General features: G+C 67.6%; 10 protein-coding genes and 2 pseudogenes. 2 read left to right on the top strand and 10 right to left on the bottom strand.

The features are described 5' to 3' along the window. The first annotated feature begins 210 nt into the window (after window positions 1-210). Window positions 211-1,387, top strand: a pseudogene (locus tag ABZE72_RS12080) (IS3 family transposase). 211 nt (window positions 1,388-1,598) lie between these two features. Here ABZE72_RS12080 and ABZE72_RS12075 read toward each other — a convergent pair. The 9 genes from ABZE72_RS12075 to ABZE72_RS12035 form a co-directional block, all read right to left on the bottom strand. Beyond that, entirely contained in the window at window positions 1,599-1,934 is a 336-nt protein-coding gene (locus ABZE72_RS12075; protein WP_372729281.1) for a putative quinol monooxygenase, read from the bottom strand. Beyond that, complete coding sequence (locus ABZE72_RS12070; protein WP_372729280.1) at window positions 1,931-3,571, bottom strand: GMC family oxidoreductase; 1,641 nt, start codon at window positions 3,569-3,571, stop codon at window positions 1,931-1,933. Before ABZE72_RS12070 ends, ABZE72_RS12075 begins: the two co-directional genes overlap by 4 nt. Next, complete coding sequence (locus ABZE72_RS12065) at window positions 3,561-4,238, bottom strand: gluconate 2-dehydrogenase subunit 3 family protein (RefSeq protein ID WP_372729279.1); 678 nt, start codon at window positions 4,236-4,238, stop codon at window positions 3,561-3,563. The genes ABZE72_RS12070 and ABZE72_RS12065 overlap by 11 nt, the downstream gene beginning before the upstream one ends. A gap of 42 nt (window positions 4,239-4,280) precedes the next feature. After that, window positions 4,281-5,201 (bottom strand): sugar phosphate isomerase/epimerase family protein, encoded by a 921-nt coding sequence (locus ABZE72_RS12060; protein ID WP_372729278.1) that lies wholly within the window; start codon window positions 5,199-5,201, stop codon window positions 4,281-4,283. Further along, on the bottom strand, window positions 5,198-6,295 hold the full coding sequence (locus ABZE72_RS12055) for a Gfo/Idh/MocA family protein (protein ID WP_372729277.1): 1,098 nt from the start codon (window positions 6,293-6,295) through the stop codon (window positions 5,198-5,200). Before ABZE72_RS12055 ends, ABZE72_RS12060 begins: the two co-directional genes overlap by 4 nt. 3 nt (window positions 6,296-6,298) lie before the next feature. Then, on the bottom strand, window positions 6,299-7,213 hold the full coding sequence (locus ABZE72_RS12050) for an ABC transporter permease (RefSeq protein ID WP_372729276.1): 915 nt from the start codon (window positions 7,211-7,213) through the stop codon (window positions 6,299-6,301). A gap of 80 nt (window positions 7,214-7,293) precedes the next feature. Continuing rightward, window positions 7,294-8,778 carry a sugar ABC transporter ATP-binding protein gene (locus ABZE72_RS12045; protein WP_372729275.1) on the bottom strand — a complete coding sequence of 495 codons (1,485 nt, stop codon included), beginning with the start codon at window positions 8,776-8,778 and terminating at the stop codon, window positions 7,294-7,296. Window positions 8,779-8,862: 84 nt separating this feature from the next. Beyond that, window positions 8,863-10,023 (bottom strand): substrate-binding domain-containing protein, encoded by a 1,161-nt coding sequence (locus ABZE72_RS12040; protein ID WP_372729274.1) that lies wholly within the window; start codon window positions 10,021-10,023, stop codon window positions 8,863-8,865. Beyond that, a complete protein-coding gene (locus tag ABZE72_RS12035) occupies window positions 10,020-10,883 on the bottom strand; it encodes a sugar phosphate isomerase/epimerase family protein (protein WP_372729273.1) in 864 nt (287 codons plus the stop codon). The genes ABZE72_RS12040 and ABZE72_RS12035 overlap by 4 nt, the downstream gene beginning before the upstream one ends. 375 nt (window positions 10,884-11,258) lie before the next feature. On the opposite strand from ABZE72_RS12035, the gene ABZE72_RS12030 reads away from it, so the two are divergent. After that, complete coding sequence (locus ABZE72_RS12030) at window positions 11,259-12,239, top strand: ROK family protein (RefSeq protein ID WP_372729272.1); 981 nt, start codon at window positions 11,259-11,261, stop codon at window positions 12,237-12,239. Window positions 12,240-13,117: 878 nt separating this feature from the next. Here ABZE72_RS12030 and ABZE72_RS12025 read toward each other — a convergent pair. After that, window positions 13,118-13,321: pseudogene (locus ABZE72_RS12025) on the bottom strand (class I SAM-dependent RNA methyltransferase); the annotation flags it as partial.

The raw sequence follows: 13,321 nt of genomic DNA, 5'->3' as shown, positions 1-13,321 counted from the left end.
CTGCCCCCACCGTGTTCCACCCGAGGTCGAGCAAGCAGTCTTGTTGCTGCGCCGCACCGAGCGCCGCGGACAGGACTGGATCGGACCCGAGCTCGGGATCCCCGCCCGCACTGTCGGGGCGATCTTGCAGCGCCACCACGTGGGTCTGCTGCACGGATAGGTGACATCTGATCTGCGTCGATGTGTGTCGGCGCTGGAAGGATGTGCACCATGCCGAAGGCGTTCCCCAAAGAGTTCCGTGAAGACGTGATCCGGGTCTACCGCGACTCGGATGCCTCCCTGGCGCAGGTTGCGAAGGACTTCGGCATCTCGCCGTCGTGCCTGAAGCGCTGGATCACCATCGACGACCGGAACTCCGCGACGCCCTCGCCAGCAGGGCGTGCTGCGAACGAGTCTGACGCGCTGCGTGAGGCGAACAAGCGGATCAAGCTCCTCGAGCAGGAGAACGAGGTGCTGCGCCGAGCGGCTGCCTACCTGTCACAGGCGCACCTGCCGGGAAAATGATGTACCCGCTCGTCCGCGAGCTGGCCGCGGACGGGATCCCTGTCGCGGTGACGTGCCGGGTCCTCAAGATCGCTCGCCAGCCCTACTACCGCTGGCTCGCCGCCCCTGTCACCGACGCCGAACTGACAGCGGCTTACCGGGCCAACGCGTTGTTCGATGCCCACCGCGACGACCCCGAGTTCGGCTATCGCTTCCTGGTCGACGAAGCCAAGGAAGCCGGTGAGCCGATGGCCGAACGGACCGCCTGGCGGATCTGCTCTGAACTCGGCTGGTGGTCTGCGTTCGGGAAGAAGCGCGGGCGCAACAGCAAGAGGCCGGGACCACCCGTTCATGACGACCTGGTGGAACGGAACTTCACCGCCGACGCCCCGAACACGCTGTGGCTCAGTGACATCACCGAGCACTGGACTCGTGAAGGCAAGCTCTACCTCTGCGCGATCAAGGACGTCTACTCCAACCGGATCGTCGGCTACTCGATCGATCGCGGATGAAGTCCAGGATCGCGGTCGCTGCGCTCGACAACGCCGTCGCGCGTCGCAACGCCGAAGGCGTGGGCGTGGCCGGTTGCGTGCTGCACACCGACCGCGGGTCGCAATTTCGGTCCAGGAAGCTGGTCCACCAGCTCAACCGCCACGACATGGTCGGGTCGATGGGCCGGGTCGGCGCGGCCGGCGACAACGCGGCCATGGAGTCGTTCTTCTCGCTGCTGCAGAAGAACGTGCTCGACCGGAAAGCCTGGAACACCCGCGAAGAGCTGCGGATCGCGATCGTGACCTGGATCGAGAGGACCTACCACCGACGACGCAGGCAAGCCGCTCTCGGCCGGTTGACCCCGGTCGAATACGAGTTGATCATGAAGCCCGCCGCCACCCAGGCGGCCTAACCCCGACTGTCACCCGTTCGTGCAGCAGACCCACTCTCGCTCGACGCGCACGATTCGGATCAACGCACAGGGCAGAGGCCACTTCGCCTCCATCGTCGTCCACCGAGGTCCCAGCGCATCCACGCCGAGCTTGCCTACGGCCCACACGTGTCGCTCTCGTGCGGTACCGCCATCGACCGACCCCCGGGTCAAACCCCCGCGACGTCAAACGCTAATACACCCCGGTGAACGGTGCAGCGCCTCGACCGTCGGCTTGACGTAGACGCCGGACCCGGAGCGGTTCGGCCAGGAGCTGGTCGAAGGAAGCCACGAACTCCCGCACGTACGACGTCGCGTCGTGGTCGGCTAGTGCCGCGGCGTCAGCCCAACGTTCGTACAGACTGAGACGACACGGGTCGGTCGGGTCCTCAAGCAAGGTGTACTCGAGGCAGCCGGTTTCTTCACGACTCAGACGAGCGAGCAGTTCGAGCCGCTCCCTGAGCTCCGGTCCCAAGCCAGGTCTCGCCACGAACTCCGGCATCAGTACGACGACGTCCCGGGTCGTCATCCGCGGTTCCCGGCTCCCGTGGCGATGTGCTCCGCGACCCGCCAGGCGTTCGCCATGATGGTGAGCGTCGGGTTGGCCCCGGTGGCGGTGGGGAACGGGCTCCCGTCAACGACGTAGAGGTTGTCGACCTCGTGGGCACGACAATTGCGGTCGGTCACCGAGGTCTCCGGGTCGTCGCCCATGCGCGCCGTGCCGTGCTGGTGGGAGCAGTTACCGGTCACCTTGTCGGCGTACACGCGGGTCACGTCCTGACCGCCCGCCGCTTCGAGAATGTCGCCGCAGCGGTCGACCAGGAAGCGCCCCTGAGCCAGGTCGTTCTCGTGCGGCGCCAGGGTGATCCTCGCGACGGGGAGCCCCCAGGCATCGACGACCGTGTCGTCCAGGTCGACCCGGTTGTCGTGCTGGGGCATGTCGTGGAGCACCATGGCTACCGCCATCGAGTGGCTGAAGTAGTCGCGGTCGATCTGCTTGGCCTCGGCTCCCCAGCTCGGTTTCCCGGGCAACCCCCAGTTGATGGGCAGGGGGATGCCGACGCCGGCCGCCGCGATGTGACCGCCGCTGACGAAGCCGCGGCTCGCGTCGTGCTCGTAGAACTCGAAGCTGCTCGCCGAGACGTAGCCACCTCCGGCCCAGGCATAGATGGGGTCGTCGAAGGTGGCGACCGAGGCGCTGTACTCGTGGAAGGTCACGTTGCGACCCACCAGGTCGTTGGAGTTGGCCAGTCCGTTCGGGAACCGTCCTGACGTTGACATGAGCATCAGGCGCGCGGTCTCGACCGCCCCGCAGGCGAGGAGGAACACGTCCGCCTCCTGTTCAAAGACGAAGCCGTCGGCATCCTCGTAGACCGCACCCTTGATCCGCCCACGTTCGTCGAGCACCAGCTCGCGGACGTAGCTGTCGGCACGCAGTTCGTAGCGGCCGGTGGCCAGCGCGTCAGGGATGAAGACGTTCAGGGCGCTCGACCGGGTTCCGGTCGGGTCGCCGTGCTGCTGCGCGAACGCGCTCACCACGGTGGCCGGGCGACCGTTGAACGGCTGCGACAGCGCGGCCTGGGGGGTCGGGAACGAGTTCCACCCTAGCTTCTCGCAACCCTCGTGGAATTTCTGGGCGTAGCGAGACTGCGGCATCGGCGGACACGGATAGCCGCGGGTGCGAGGACCCTCGTACTTGTTGGCCCCCGCATGGCCGGATACGCCGAAGGCCCACTCGACCCGGTCGTAGTACGGCTCGAGCTCGTCGTAGCCGATCGGCCAGTCGGCGAGGGTGGTGCCGGGTAGCTCGCCGGCGATGCTGCGCAGTCGGAAGTCGTTCGGGGTGAACCTGGGCAGCCAGCCCTGCCAGTGGACCGTCCCACCCCCGACCATCTGCGGGACCGGGCAGAACAGGTCCACCTCGGCCTCGTCGGCAGCCGAGGAGCGCGACGTCCTCGGGTTGAGGATCGGATCCGGCCATAGGTTGTAGCGGTTCACGTTCGCGAGCTCGTCGCCACCGAAGGACTCCTTGGTGCGCCACGGCCCCTTCTCGAGGGCCACCACCCGCATCCCGCGTTCGGTCAGGACCTTGGCGGCGGCGGCCCCAGAGGCGCCGGCGCCGATGATGACGGCTTCGACCCGCTCGGGCTTGCGGTTAGGCGTCATGACGGTCCTCCAGGGGTCGGTGGGTGCGGTTGTCGGCGAAGTAGTCGAGGGTCGAGTAGCGGCCAGTGTGGACCTCGGCGAGATCCGCGGGCCCTGGGAAGCCGATCGCCTGCCAGCCCACCTGCCCCCGGTTGCCGCCGTAGATCGGGTCGGCCAGGAAGCCCTGCCGGGTGTGGGTGACGAGCAGGTTGAAGAAGTCCAGGTCGGCCTCGGCGCTGGTCTGCTGCAGCGCCGGTTCGACGGGGCCGCCGTAGGCGATGGCCGGGGTGTCCTGCCAGGCCCGCTCCGCCTCCGGGCTGCCTGCCCGCTCGATGACGCGCAGCATCTCGTCCTGCTGCTCCTCGGCCAGCTCGACGAAGTGGGCGTCGTGGCGCTCCCGGCACAGCCTGTCGAGCTCCACGATCCCGGCGGCGTACTTCGAGCGGGCCACGTCGACGCGCTGCTGCCAGGCGTCGGCGCGGCGACCCTCGAGCCTCTCGAAGCCGCTGCCGTCCGGCAGGGCGTAGATGTAGCCGATGCCCGACAGGTAGCGGTCCACGAAGTCGACGGCTCCGGCCTCACGCGCGCCGGGGGACTGGTCGGTGGGGATGATGCGCGCCATCGCCGCCTCGACCGTCGCACGCTGGTGCGGGTCGAAGAACGTGTCCGGCTGGGCGGTCTCGGTCATGTCGGTCCTCCTCGGGATGTAGGCATGATGGCGTGGGTCGGCTCAGGCGACGATCAGTGGGCGAAGCGTGCGGTGGGCGACCTCGAGGCCGGTCTCGATCCTGGCCTCGCTGCCTCCCCACACGGGGTCCTCGTGCTCCACGGACAGCACGCCGTCGAAGCCACCTTCGTAGAGGGCATCGACGACGCGGACCCAGTCCACCTCGCCGAGGCCGGGCACGCGGTAGCGCCACCAGCCCACGTTCCAGGGGTCCTCGCGACCCACGGCGATCCCTGGCCAGCCGTAGCGGTTGCGCTTCTCCGGGAAGATCTGGATGTCCTTGGCCTGTGCGTGCGCGACCTTGTCCACGTAGGGCCGGACCGCCTCGACCGGGTCGATGCCCATCCAGAGCAGGTGCGAGGGGTCGTAGTTGAGGAAGAGCCCGAGGTCGAACATCCACTCCCACAGCTCAGGGCTGTAGGCGAGGTTCCCCGGGTACCCGTCGGGATGCCAGCCCTCCATCACGCAGTTCTCGATGACGAGCTTGACACCCTTCTCGCCCGCATGGTCGACGAGCCTGGGGAAGAGGTTCTCGGCGGCGCGCAGGTTGTCGGACACCGACAGCCCGGGGTCCCGGCCGACGAAGGTGCCGACGGTCGGGCAGCCCAACAGCGCTGCCACGTCGATCAACGCCATCACGTGATCGTTGATGGCACGACGTTCGTCGGGGTCGGGGTGGAGGTTGTTGTCGTAGAAAGCCAGGGAGGACAGGGTCAGGTCGTGCTCGTTGAAGAGCCGTCGCACCCGGTCGGCGTCCTTCACGCCGAAGCCCTCCGCCTTGACGTGGGTGGCGGTGAAGGGTCGGTTGCCGAGATCGGGCCAGGCCGCGACCTCCAACGCCTCGAACTGGTGCCGAGACGCCCACCCCACGATCTCCTCGAGTGAGCGCCCTGGCAGGCAGGCGGTCAGGAATCCGAGCTTCATGCGGGGACCTCGATCCAGGACTCGTTCTTCGCCGAGTCGAGCACCGCTTCGGTGATCATGGCGCTGCGGCGGCCGTCGGCGAAGGTGGGTAGGCCGTCGGGGGACTCTCCCGCGACTGCGCTATAGACGTCGGCCACGAAGGCGTTGAAGCAGTCCTGGTAGCCCTGCGGGTGTCCCGCCGGCAGGTAGGAGTATCCACGTCCCTGAGCGGTGCTCAGGGTGCCCGGGCCACGGGGCACGACCCGGTTCTCCGCGAGCCCGCCGATCCACAGCGAGTCCGGCTGCTCCTGGTCGAACACGTAGGAGGCCTCGGTGCCGTCGAAGGAGAACCACAGCTTGTTCTTGCGGCCGAGCGAGACCTGGCTGGCGACCAGGCTGCCCGTTGCCCCCTGGTCGGTCTCGAACATCACGGTGGCTCCGTCCTCGGTGCCGACCGCCTGCATGCCGTCCGCCGTCTTCCGTTGGCTGTACGCGTTCGACATGCGGGCGAGCAATCGGGTGATGCGATGGCCGGTGGTGAACTCCATCAGGTCGCACCAGTGAACTCCGATGTCCCCGAATGCGCGGGACCCACCACCCTGGCTGGGGTCGACCCGCCAGTTGGTCTGGGAGCTCCCCGCCAACCAGTCCTGCAGGTAGGAGCCGTGCAGGAGCCACAGGTGTCCGGCCTGGCCGTCCGCGATCAGTGACTTGGTCTCGCGGACGGTCGGGTAGTAGCGGTAGACGAAAGGTACGGCGGTCACGACGCCGGCCCGCTCTGCAGCCGCGACGAGCCGGTCTGCGTCTTCCAGGGTCGTGGCGAGCGGTTTCTCGCACACGACTGCCTTCCCGGCCGCGATCGCCTGCTCGGCCAGCGCGGCATGGGTGGCGTTGGGAGTGCAGATGTGCACGACGTCGACGTCGTCGGCGGCGATGAGGGCCTCTGCCGACTCCGCGGCAGCCTGGGCGCCGAGCCGTCGGGCCGCCTCATCCGCGCGCTGCGGTGTTGAGTCCGATATCCGGGTGAGCCGTACTCCGGCGGACCTGATGGCGTGGGCGTGCACACCACCGATGAAGCCGGCTCCGATGAGCCCGGCGCGTAGAGGGGTCGACATGGCCTACTTCTTCCGCGCCAGCGCCACGGCGAGGATGATGATGACGCCGCGCACGACCTGCTGCTGCGAGCTGTCGAGGCCGGCCAGGATCAGTCCGTTGTTGATGAGGCCGATCAGCAGGGCGCCGAACATCGTGCCGACCACGGCGCCGCTGCCCCCGAAAAGACTCGTGCCGCCGAGGATCACCGCCGCGATGGCCGAAAGCTCGTCGCCGGCGCCCCACTGGAAGCGCCCCGACTGGAGGCGGCCGGCATACAGCATGCCGGCGACGCTGGCGACCGTGGCCGAGATCAGCAGCACCTGGAACTTGATGCGCTTGGTCTTGATGCCCGTGAACTCAGCGGCAGTCCGGTTGCCGCCGGTGGCCAGCACCTGGCGACCGAAGCGGGTTTTGTTGAGCACGACGGCTCCGACGACCACGAACAGTCCACCCCACACGATGAGGCCGGGGAGGGGGCCGAAATTGCCGCCCCCGAAGATCAGGTTGAAGGAGTCGCTGAGGATCGGCTGCGGCGCGGAGTCGGTGATCCATTGGGCCACCCCTGCGGCGATGCCGAGCATGCCGAGGGTGACCAGGAAGGACGGGATCCCCAATAGGCTCACCAGCCCTCCGTTGATGGTGCCGACCACCAGTCCGACCGCGAGGCCGGCGAGGATCCCGGGGACCAGTCCCCAGCTGGCGATGGCCATCGCGCAACAGACGCTGGACAGGCCGGCGACGGACCCGACGGACAGGTCGATCTCGGCACAGGCGATCACGTAGGTCATCCCGACCGCGATCACGGTGATGGTGGCGGACTGACGAAGAATGTTGAGCAGGTTGTTCGAGGACAGGAAGCCCTGGTCACCGAGCAGCACGGCGAAGAAGGCGAACACCACGACGAAGGCGATGTAGATGACGTAGCGGTGCCAGTCCACCTTCTTCAACAGGCTCTGAACGGCGCCGGGACTGCGAGGGTTTGCACCACTAGGGGCGGTGCTAGTGCTGCTCGTGTGGCTCATGACTGGACTCCTTGAACTGCCAGTTGCAGGGATTCCTCGTCCGCGATGTCCCGTCGGGGCAGGTCAGCGGTGACCGTCCCGTCGCGCAGGACGAGGATGCGGTCGCTCACCGCGAGGAGCTCGGGATACTCCGAGGAGATGACGATGACGGCCTTACCCGCGTCGGCGAGGCCGCGGATCATTTCGAGGATCTCGCTCTTGGTCCCGATGTCGACGCCCGCGGTGGGCTCGTCAAGGAGCAGAACCTCAGGTTCGGTGCCAAGCCACTTGGCCAACACCACCTTCTGCTGGTTTCCACCGGACAAGAGGCGGACGGGCCGGTTGGGATGGTCGACCTTCACCGCGAACCTGGAGATCAGCTCCGTGGACAGCTGCTTCGCCGCCTTAGCACTGAGGAACGGCCCCTTGCGGGTCCGGTCAAGCAGCGGGAGGAGCAGGTTGTCGCGCACCGAGTGGTCCAGGACCAGTCCTTGCGCCCGGCGGTCCTCGGGGATCAGCGCAAGCCCGTGGGCGATGGCCTGCTGGGGGCTCGAGATCGTCGCCTTCTTGCCGCGCAGGATAATCTCACCGGAGTCGAGCTTGTCGATCCCGAACAGGGTCCGGGCCAGCTCGGAGCGACCGCTGCCCATCAGACCGGCGATCCCGAGGATCTCGCCGGGGCGCAACGTGAACGAGACGTCGTTGACGCGGTCCCCGGCGTTCAGGTGGCGGGCCTCGAGAAGGGGTTCCACCTCGGTGTCGTGCCCGCGGTGACGGTAGGTGAGCTGACCCTCGATCTTCTTGCCGACGATGCCCTCGACGATCTGCTCGGGGGTGACGTCGACGAGCTTCTCGGTCAGCAGCCGGCGACCGTCCCGCAGGATCGTGATCCGGTCGGCGATCCGATAGACCTCGTCCATCCGGTGAGAGATGTAGATGATGGAGATGCCCCGTGCCTTCAGCCGCTCCACCAGGGCGAACAACGCCTCGGTCTCGTGCTTGGCGAGGCTGGCCGTGGGCTCGTCCATGATCAGCACTCGGGCGTCCTGCCCCAGCGCCTTCGCGATCTCGGTGAGTTGCCAGTAGGCCGTGCCGAGCTCCCCGACCACCGCCTTCGGGTCGACCTCCACCTCCATGTCGGCGAAGACCGCCCGCGACCGAATTACGGCTTCGCGGTCGCTGATCAGTCCCCCGCGACCCAGCGGTTCCGCGGCGAGGAAGATGTTCTGGGCGACGGTGAGACTGGGAACCAGGCTGAACTCCTGGAAGACCATGCCGATGCCCGCGGCTCGCGCCTCGTGGATCGAAGTGAGCTGCACAGGTTCACCGTCGATGAGGATCGAGCCCTCATCCATGGAGTAGACGCCCTGCAGGATCTTCATCAGCGTCGACTTGCCGGCACCGTTCCCGCCGGCCAGGGCATGCACCTCACCTTTGGTGACCTCGAAGTCGACGTCACTGAGCACCGTGACTCCGTTGAACGCCTTGTGAACTCCAAGCATCTGCACTGCAGCGGATCGGTTCATCACGTCATCTCCGTTCTGCCGCCGGCCGGCGGGTTGCCCCGCCGGCCGTGGCAGTCAGCGTCAGTTGGCGAACGAGTCAGCCAGGTCGGCCGGGGGGTCCTCGTGGTAGACCTGCTTCCAGGCCTCCAGGACGTTGTCGTGCTGCACAGGCAGCGCGCTGAGCGCCACGTAGGCCGGCTGCTCCTTGCCGAGCAGGGCCCCGGCGGCGAGCAGGGCCTCGGTCACGCCCTGGTCGAAAGGCCGCTGAGCGCCCAACCCGACGACCAGTTCACCCTTGGCCAGCGCGATGGCCACGTTGGTGCCGAGATCCTGGGTTGCGAGCACCAGGTCCGTCCGACCCGATGCGCGGGCGGCCGCCATGACGCCTTCGGCCGGCACGTCCCAGACGGCCCAGATACCGGCGAGGTCGGGGTTCCCCGTCATCATCGCGTTGGCGGCTCCCTGCGCGTCACCGGCGAAGTCCGGTCCGGCGATGCCCTTCTCGTCAACGATCGTGATGTCCGGGTAGTCGGACTCGATGGTGGTCTTGAATCCGTCGTAGCGCTGCTTGGTCACGAAGAAGTCGGCTTCGTGGAAGATCACACCGATCTCACCCTTGCCACCGAGCGCCTTGGCCATCAGGTGTGCGGAGACCACGCCGTTGCCGTAGTTGTCGGCGGAGACGACGGAGACGTAGTCCTTCCCCGCCTCGAGGCCCTGCGGCACGTTGTCCATGAAGACGAGCTTGGTGCCTGCGTCCGCTGCGGCCTTGAAAGCCGAGGCGGTCGCCACTGGATCCGTCGGGATCGACACGACGATGTCGGGCTTCTTGACCATCACGGTCTCGAGGTCGGACACCTGCTTGTCGGGCTTGAAATTCGCGTCCGTCACTGCAACGACCTCGATGCCGAGCTTGGCGAACTGGTCCTGCAGACCGGCGATCTGCGCGTTCGCCCAGTCGTTGCCGCCGTAGTGCATGACGATCGCCGCAGTTGCGTTCATCGCCTTCACCTCAGCGATCTCGGCGTCGGTGAGGGCGGCGACGTCAGCCGACTCGGCCGTCTCGCCGTTGGGGCCCTTGCTGAGGACCTTGCCCTCCATCGCGGCCAGCGCCTCGTCGACCTGCTTCGACACGCCGGGGTCCTCCCCTGACGAGGACGTCGTGGCTGCGCTGCACCCCGCGGAGGCGAGCGCAAGTGCGAACGCGGCCAGGGCGACGGTGTACCGGGACTTGCTCTTCATCGGGATTCTCCAGGTTGATTGCGGAGGTCTGCAGCGCCGGAAGTGGCGAGCAGTCGGTCTAGAAAGGTCTTGCTGTGTGCTGCGGCGTCCCGGGGATCGCCGTCGTAGGAGTCCAGCTCGACGACCAACCAGCCGTCGTAGCCACTCTCGACGAGGGCGGCGTGGACATCGGCGAAGTCGATCTGACCCACGCCGAGTGGGAGGAACTCCAGTGGGTCGCGCCGGAGGTCCTTGAGGTGCACGTGACGGAGGCGATCCGGGTAACGCCGGATCAGCGCAGCAGGGTCCCCTCCCCCCGCCGCCAGGTGGGCGGTGTCGGGGCAGAACCCGATCCGCGTCAGCGCCATGAGGCGGTCCAGGTCCGCCGGGCTCTCCACGATGGTGGTCAGGTGCGGGTGGTAGCAGGCAGCGAGGCCATGGGCGGCCGCGATGTCGGTGACCGCGTCGAGGGCTGCGCCGAGCCGCTCGTAGTCCTCGTCCATCGTGCCCGAGGCCCGACGTGCTCCCCCACCGACGACCAGGTTGGCGGCGCCGAACTGTTGGGCGAGCTCCGCGGCTCGGGTGACCCGGTGGAGCTCGTCGGGGAGGATCTCGTCGTAGATGAAGTTACCCCCGGTGTAGACGCTGACGAGCTCGACACCGGCGTCCTCCAGCATCTTGGTCAGCTCCTGAGGGCGAGTGGCGTAGTCCGCAACGTTGCCGTCGAACATCTCGACGCCCTCATAGCCGAGCGACCCGATCTCCGCGATCGCGCGATCCATCGGTCCGTTCACCCGGTAGAAGAGGTCCTTGACGCTGGTGACCCCGACCGAATCGCCGACGACACCTCCCCACGTGATGGTGTGGTAGCCGAGTCGCATTCGCTTGCCTCCCTGGGCTGCCGTAGTGGCAGTAGTCACACGTTATGCCCGTGTCGTGCGAAAGTCAACGCCGAAGGTGCTTATGTATGATCGAGGTCAACGAAAGGGGCTGACATGCAGCGACCGCACGCGATCATGGCGTTGCCGGCGGACCACATCGACTCGCTCGTGAGCGTCCTGGATGCCGTTCGCAGCGCGTCGGCGACGACGCGTCCGGAAATCGCCCGGCTTACGGGGCTGGGACGAAACGTTGTGAGCGATCGTGCGGGGCAGCTCGTAGCGGCGGGATTGCTCGCCGAAGGCGAGCTGGGGCGTTCCACGGGCGGTCGGGCACCCCGGAAACTGCGTTTCCGCTCCGAAGCCGGCGTAGTTCTCGTGGCCGAACTGGGGGCCACCAGCATCGACGTGGCCGCCTCCGATCTCGCGGGCAACCTGTCCCACTGCCACGAGGAACCCGCGGACGTCACGAGCGGACCCGACGTGGTGCTTTCCCGGGTCGCGGAGCTCTTCGACGAGATCCTCGCCCAGATCCCACCGGGAACGAACGTGTGGGGCATCGGCCTGGGACTGCCGGGCCCGGTGGAGTTCGAGACGAGCACTCCCGTCTCGCCCCCGATCATGCCCGGCTGGGACGGCTACGACGTCCGCGGCTTCTTCGGCTCACGGTTCCAGGTCCCCGTCTGGGTGGACAACGACGTCAACGTGATGGCGCTCGGGGAGCTACGTGGCGGGACCGCAACCGGGCACCGGGACTTCGTCTTCGTCAAGGTGGGCACCGGCATCGGGGCCGGCCTGGTCTCCAGGGGCGAGCTGCACCGCGGTGCCCAGGGCTGTGCCGGCGACATAGGCCACGCCGCGGTCGGCACCAGCGACGTCCTGTGTCGCTGCGGTCAACACGGTTGTCTGGAGGCTCTGGCGGGTGGTTACGCCCTGGCCCGCGACGGCCTCGGGCTCGCGCGGGCTGGGACGAGCGCCCTCCTCTCGCAGGCTCTCTCAGACGGTCGCGAGGTCTCCGCCCAGACCGTGATCTGGGCAGCCCAGCACGGCGACCCCGCCGCCCGGGAGCTGGTGGTGGCCTCGGCACGGTTGCTGGGCGAGTCGTTGGCGCGGCTGGTGAACTTCTTCAACCCCTCACTGATCTTGATCGGCGGCGGGGTCGCCTCGGCCGGCGACATGTACCTCGCCGAGGTCCGTCAGAGTGTGATCGCACGATCCCTGCCGCTCGCGACCCGATCCCTGCAGATTGCCCGGTCTCCGCTCGGGGACCGCGCCGGCCTCCGAGGGGCCGCCTTCATGGTCGTCGACGAGCTGCTCTCACCCGAGCGACTTGCGGCGGCCGACGTCGCCGCCAGCTGACGACGGGCGACCGTCAGGCCCGCGTCCTACCTCGGCGCGTGCCAGTCGACCGGCCCGGTGCAGCGAAGTCGGAGGTTGGCGGAGTCGGTACCTTCACCGACATGGGAATCGTTCCGGAAGCTGGCGCGCGTGGGGATCGCCGAGTGCCTGAACGGCCTGTATGACGGGTCGCGCGGGCCGGAGAACCAGCGCCGGATAGGTCTAGCTCCGGCATCGTTGCGGCACCGCTGGTTTGGAGCTGGCGAGAAACACCACCCGCCCGGTGGCATCGCCGGGGCGAAGGTGCGGCCGGGTCGAGGACTTGCTCCACCGACAACGTGGCGAGCAGCGTCGCCGCGCTTTGGGCGTGCGCACGCGACCAGGTTCCCGCCCGGGTCGATAGGACACGCTTGTGGCGTCCGCGTCCTTGTGCACCCCATCTGGCAAGCCATCTCGATCACCGTCTTTCCACCGCCCGTGCTCGTGACCCTGGGGCTGCGGTGGCGTCCGCCCTTTACGGCAAGGCGAAGCGTGGTCCATCGCGTCCATGGGTGGACATCCTGATCCACGGGCGTCCAGCATTGTTCAAGCCCGTCCGAAGGCAGCCGGCGCCGCCTTGCCCACATCTGCCCACATCTGTTCACATCCGCCCACAAACCGTGGCCGAGAACGCCAAAGGCGGCTCCCGGAAACCTCCGAAAACCGCCTCTGAGCTGGTATTTCTCTTTGTAGCGGGGGCAGGATTTCAGCCTGCGACCTCTGGGCAAGTCCTTGCGCTGTTCTCGCTGACGCGTTTTCGACTCATCCTCGTGCTCGAAGCGGGAAAGCGAGCCCAAAGCGAGCCACAAGCCGGCCGGAAATCGGATCGACGGAGGCCGACATCGTCGCCGTGAATTGCGTCACCGCAGGTCAGAGCCAGTTTTCTCCAGCAGCGCGACGCATTCCAAATGGCTGGTCATCGGGAAGAGGTCCAGCGCCCGCAGTCGGGTCAGCTCGTAGCCGTGCTCGCGGAAGGTCGCCACGTCGCGGGCCAGGGCCGCCGGGTCGCAGGCGACGTACGCCACCGCGCGCGGAGCGCGGTCCACCACCTGGAGCACGACCTT

The organism is Nocardioides sp., assembly GCF_041600255.1.
In the GTDB taxonomy this organism is placed as follows: domain Bacteria; phylum Actinomycetota; class Actinomycetes; order Propionibacteriales; family Nocardioidaceae; genus Nocardioides.
Note: the sequence above shows the minus strand (reverse complement) of the source record. Positions and strands in the feature narration are given on the sequence as shown.

What these genes read in the sequence shown, in the direction of transcription:
- ABZE72_RS12075 (WP_372729281.1), bottom strand. Translation starts at nt 1,934, where the DNA reads ATGACGACCCGGGACGTCGTCGTACTGATGCCGGAGTTCGTGGCGAGA.
- ABZE72_RS12070 (WP_372729280.1), bottom strand. Translation starts at nt 3,571, where the DNA reads ATGACGCCTAACCGCAAGCCCGAGCGGGTCGAAGCCGTCATCATCGGC.
- ABZE72_RS12065 (WP_372729279.1), bottom strand. Translation starts at nt 4,238, where the DNA reads ATGACCGAGACCGCCCAGCCGGACACGTTCTTCGACCCGCACCAGCGT.
- ABZE72_RS12060 (WP_372729278.1), bottom strand. Translation starts at nt 5,201, where the DNA reads ATGAAGCTCGGATTCCTGACCGCCTGCCTGCCAGGGCGCTCACTCGAG.
- ABZE72_RS12055 (WP_372729277.1), bottom strand. Translation starts at nt 6,295, where the DNA reads ATGTCGACCCCTCTACGCGCCGGGCTCATCGGAGCCGGCTTCATCGGT.
- ABZE72_RS12045 (WP_372729275.1), bottom strand. Translation starts at nt 8,778, where the DNA reads ATGCTTGGAGTTCACAAGGCGTTCAACGGAGTCACGGTGCTCAGTGAC.
- ABZE72_RS12040 (WP_372729274.1), bottom strand. Translation starts at nt 10,023, where the DNA reads ATGAAGAGCAAGTCCCGGTACACCGTCGCCCTGGCCGCGTTCGCACTT.
- ABZE72_RS12035 (WP_372729273.1), bottom strand. Translation starts at nt 10,883, where the DNA reads ATGCGACTCGGCTACCACACCATCACGTGGGGAGGTGTCGTCGGCGAT.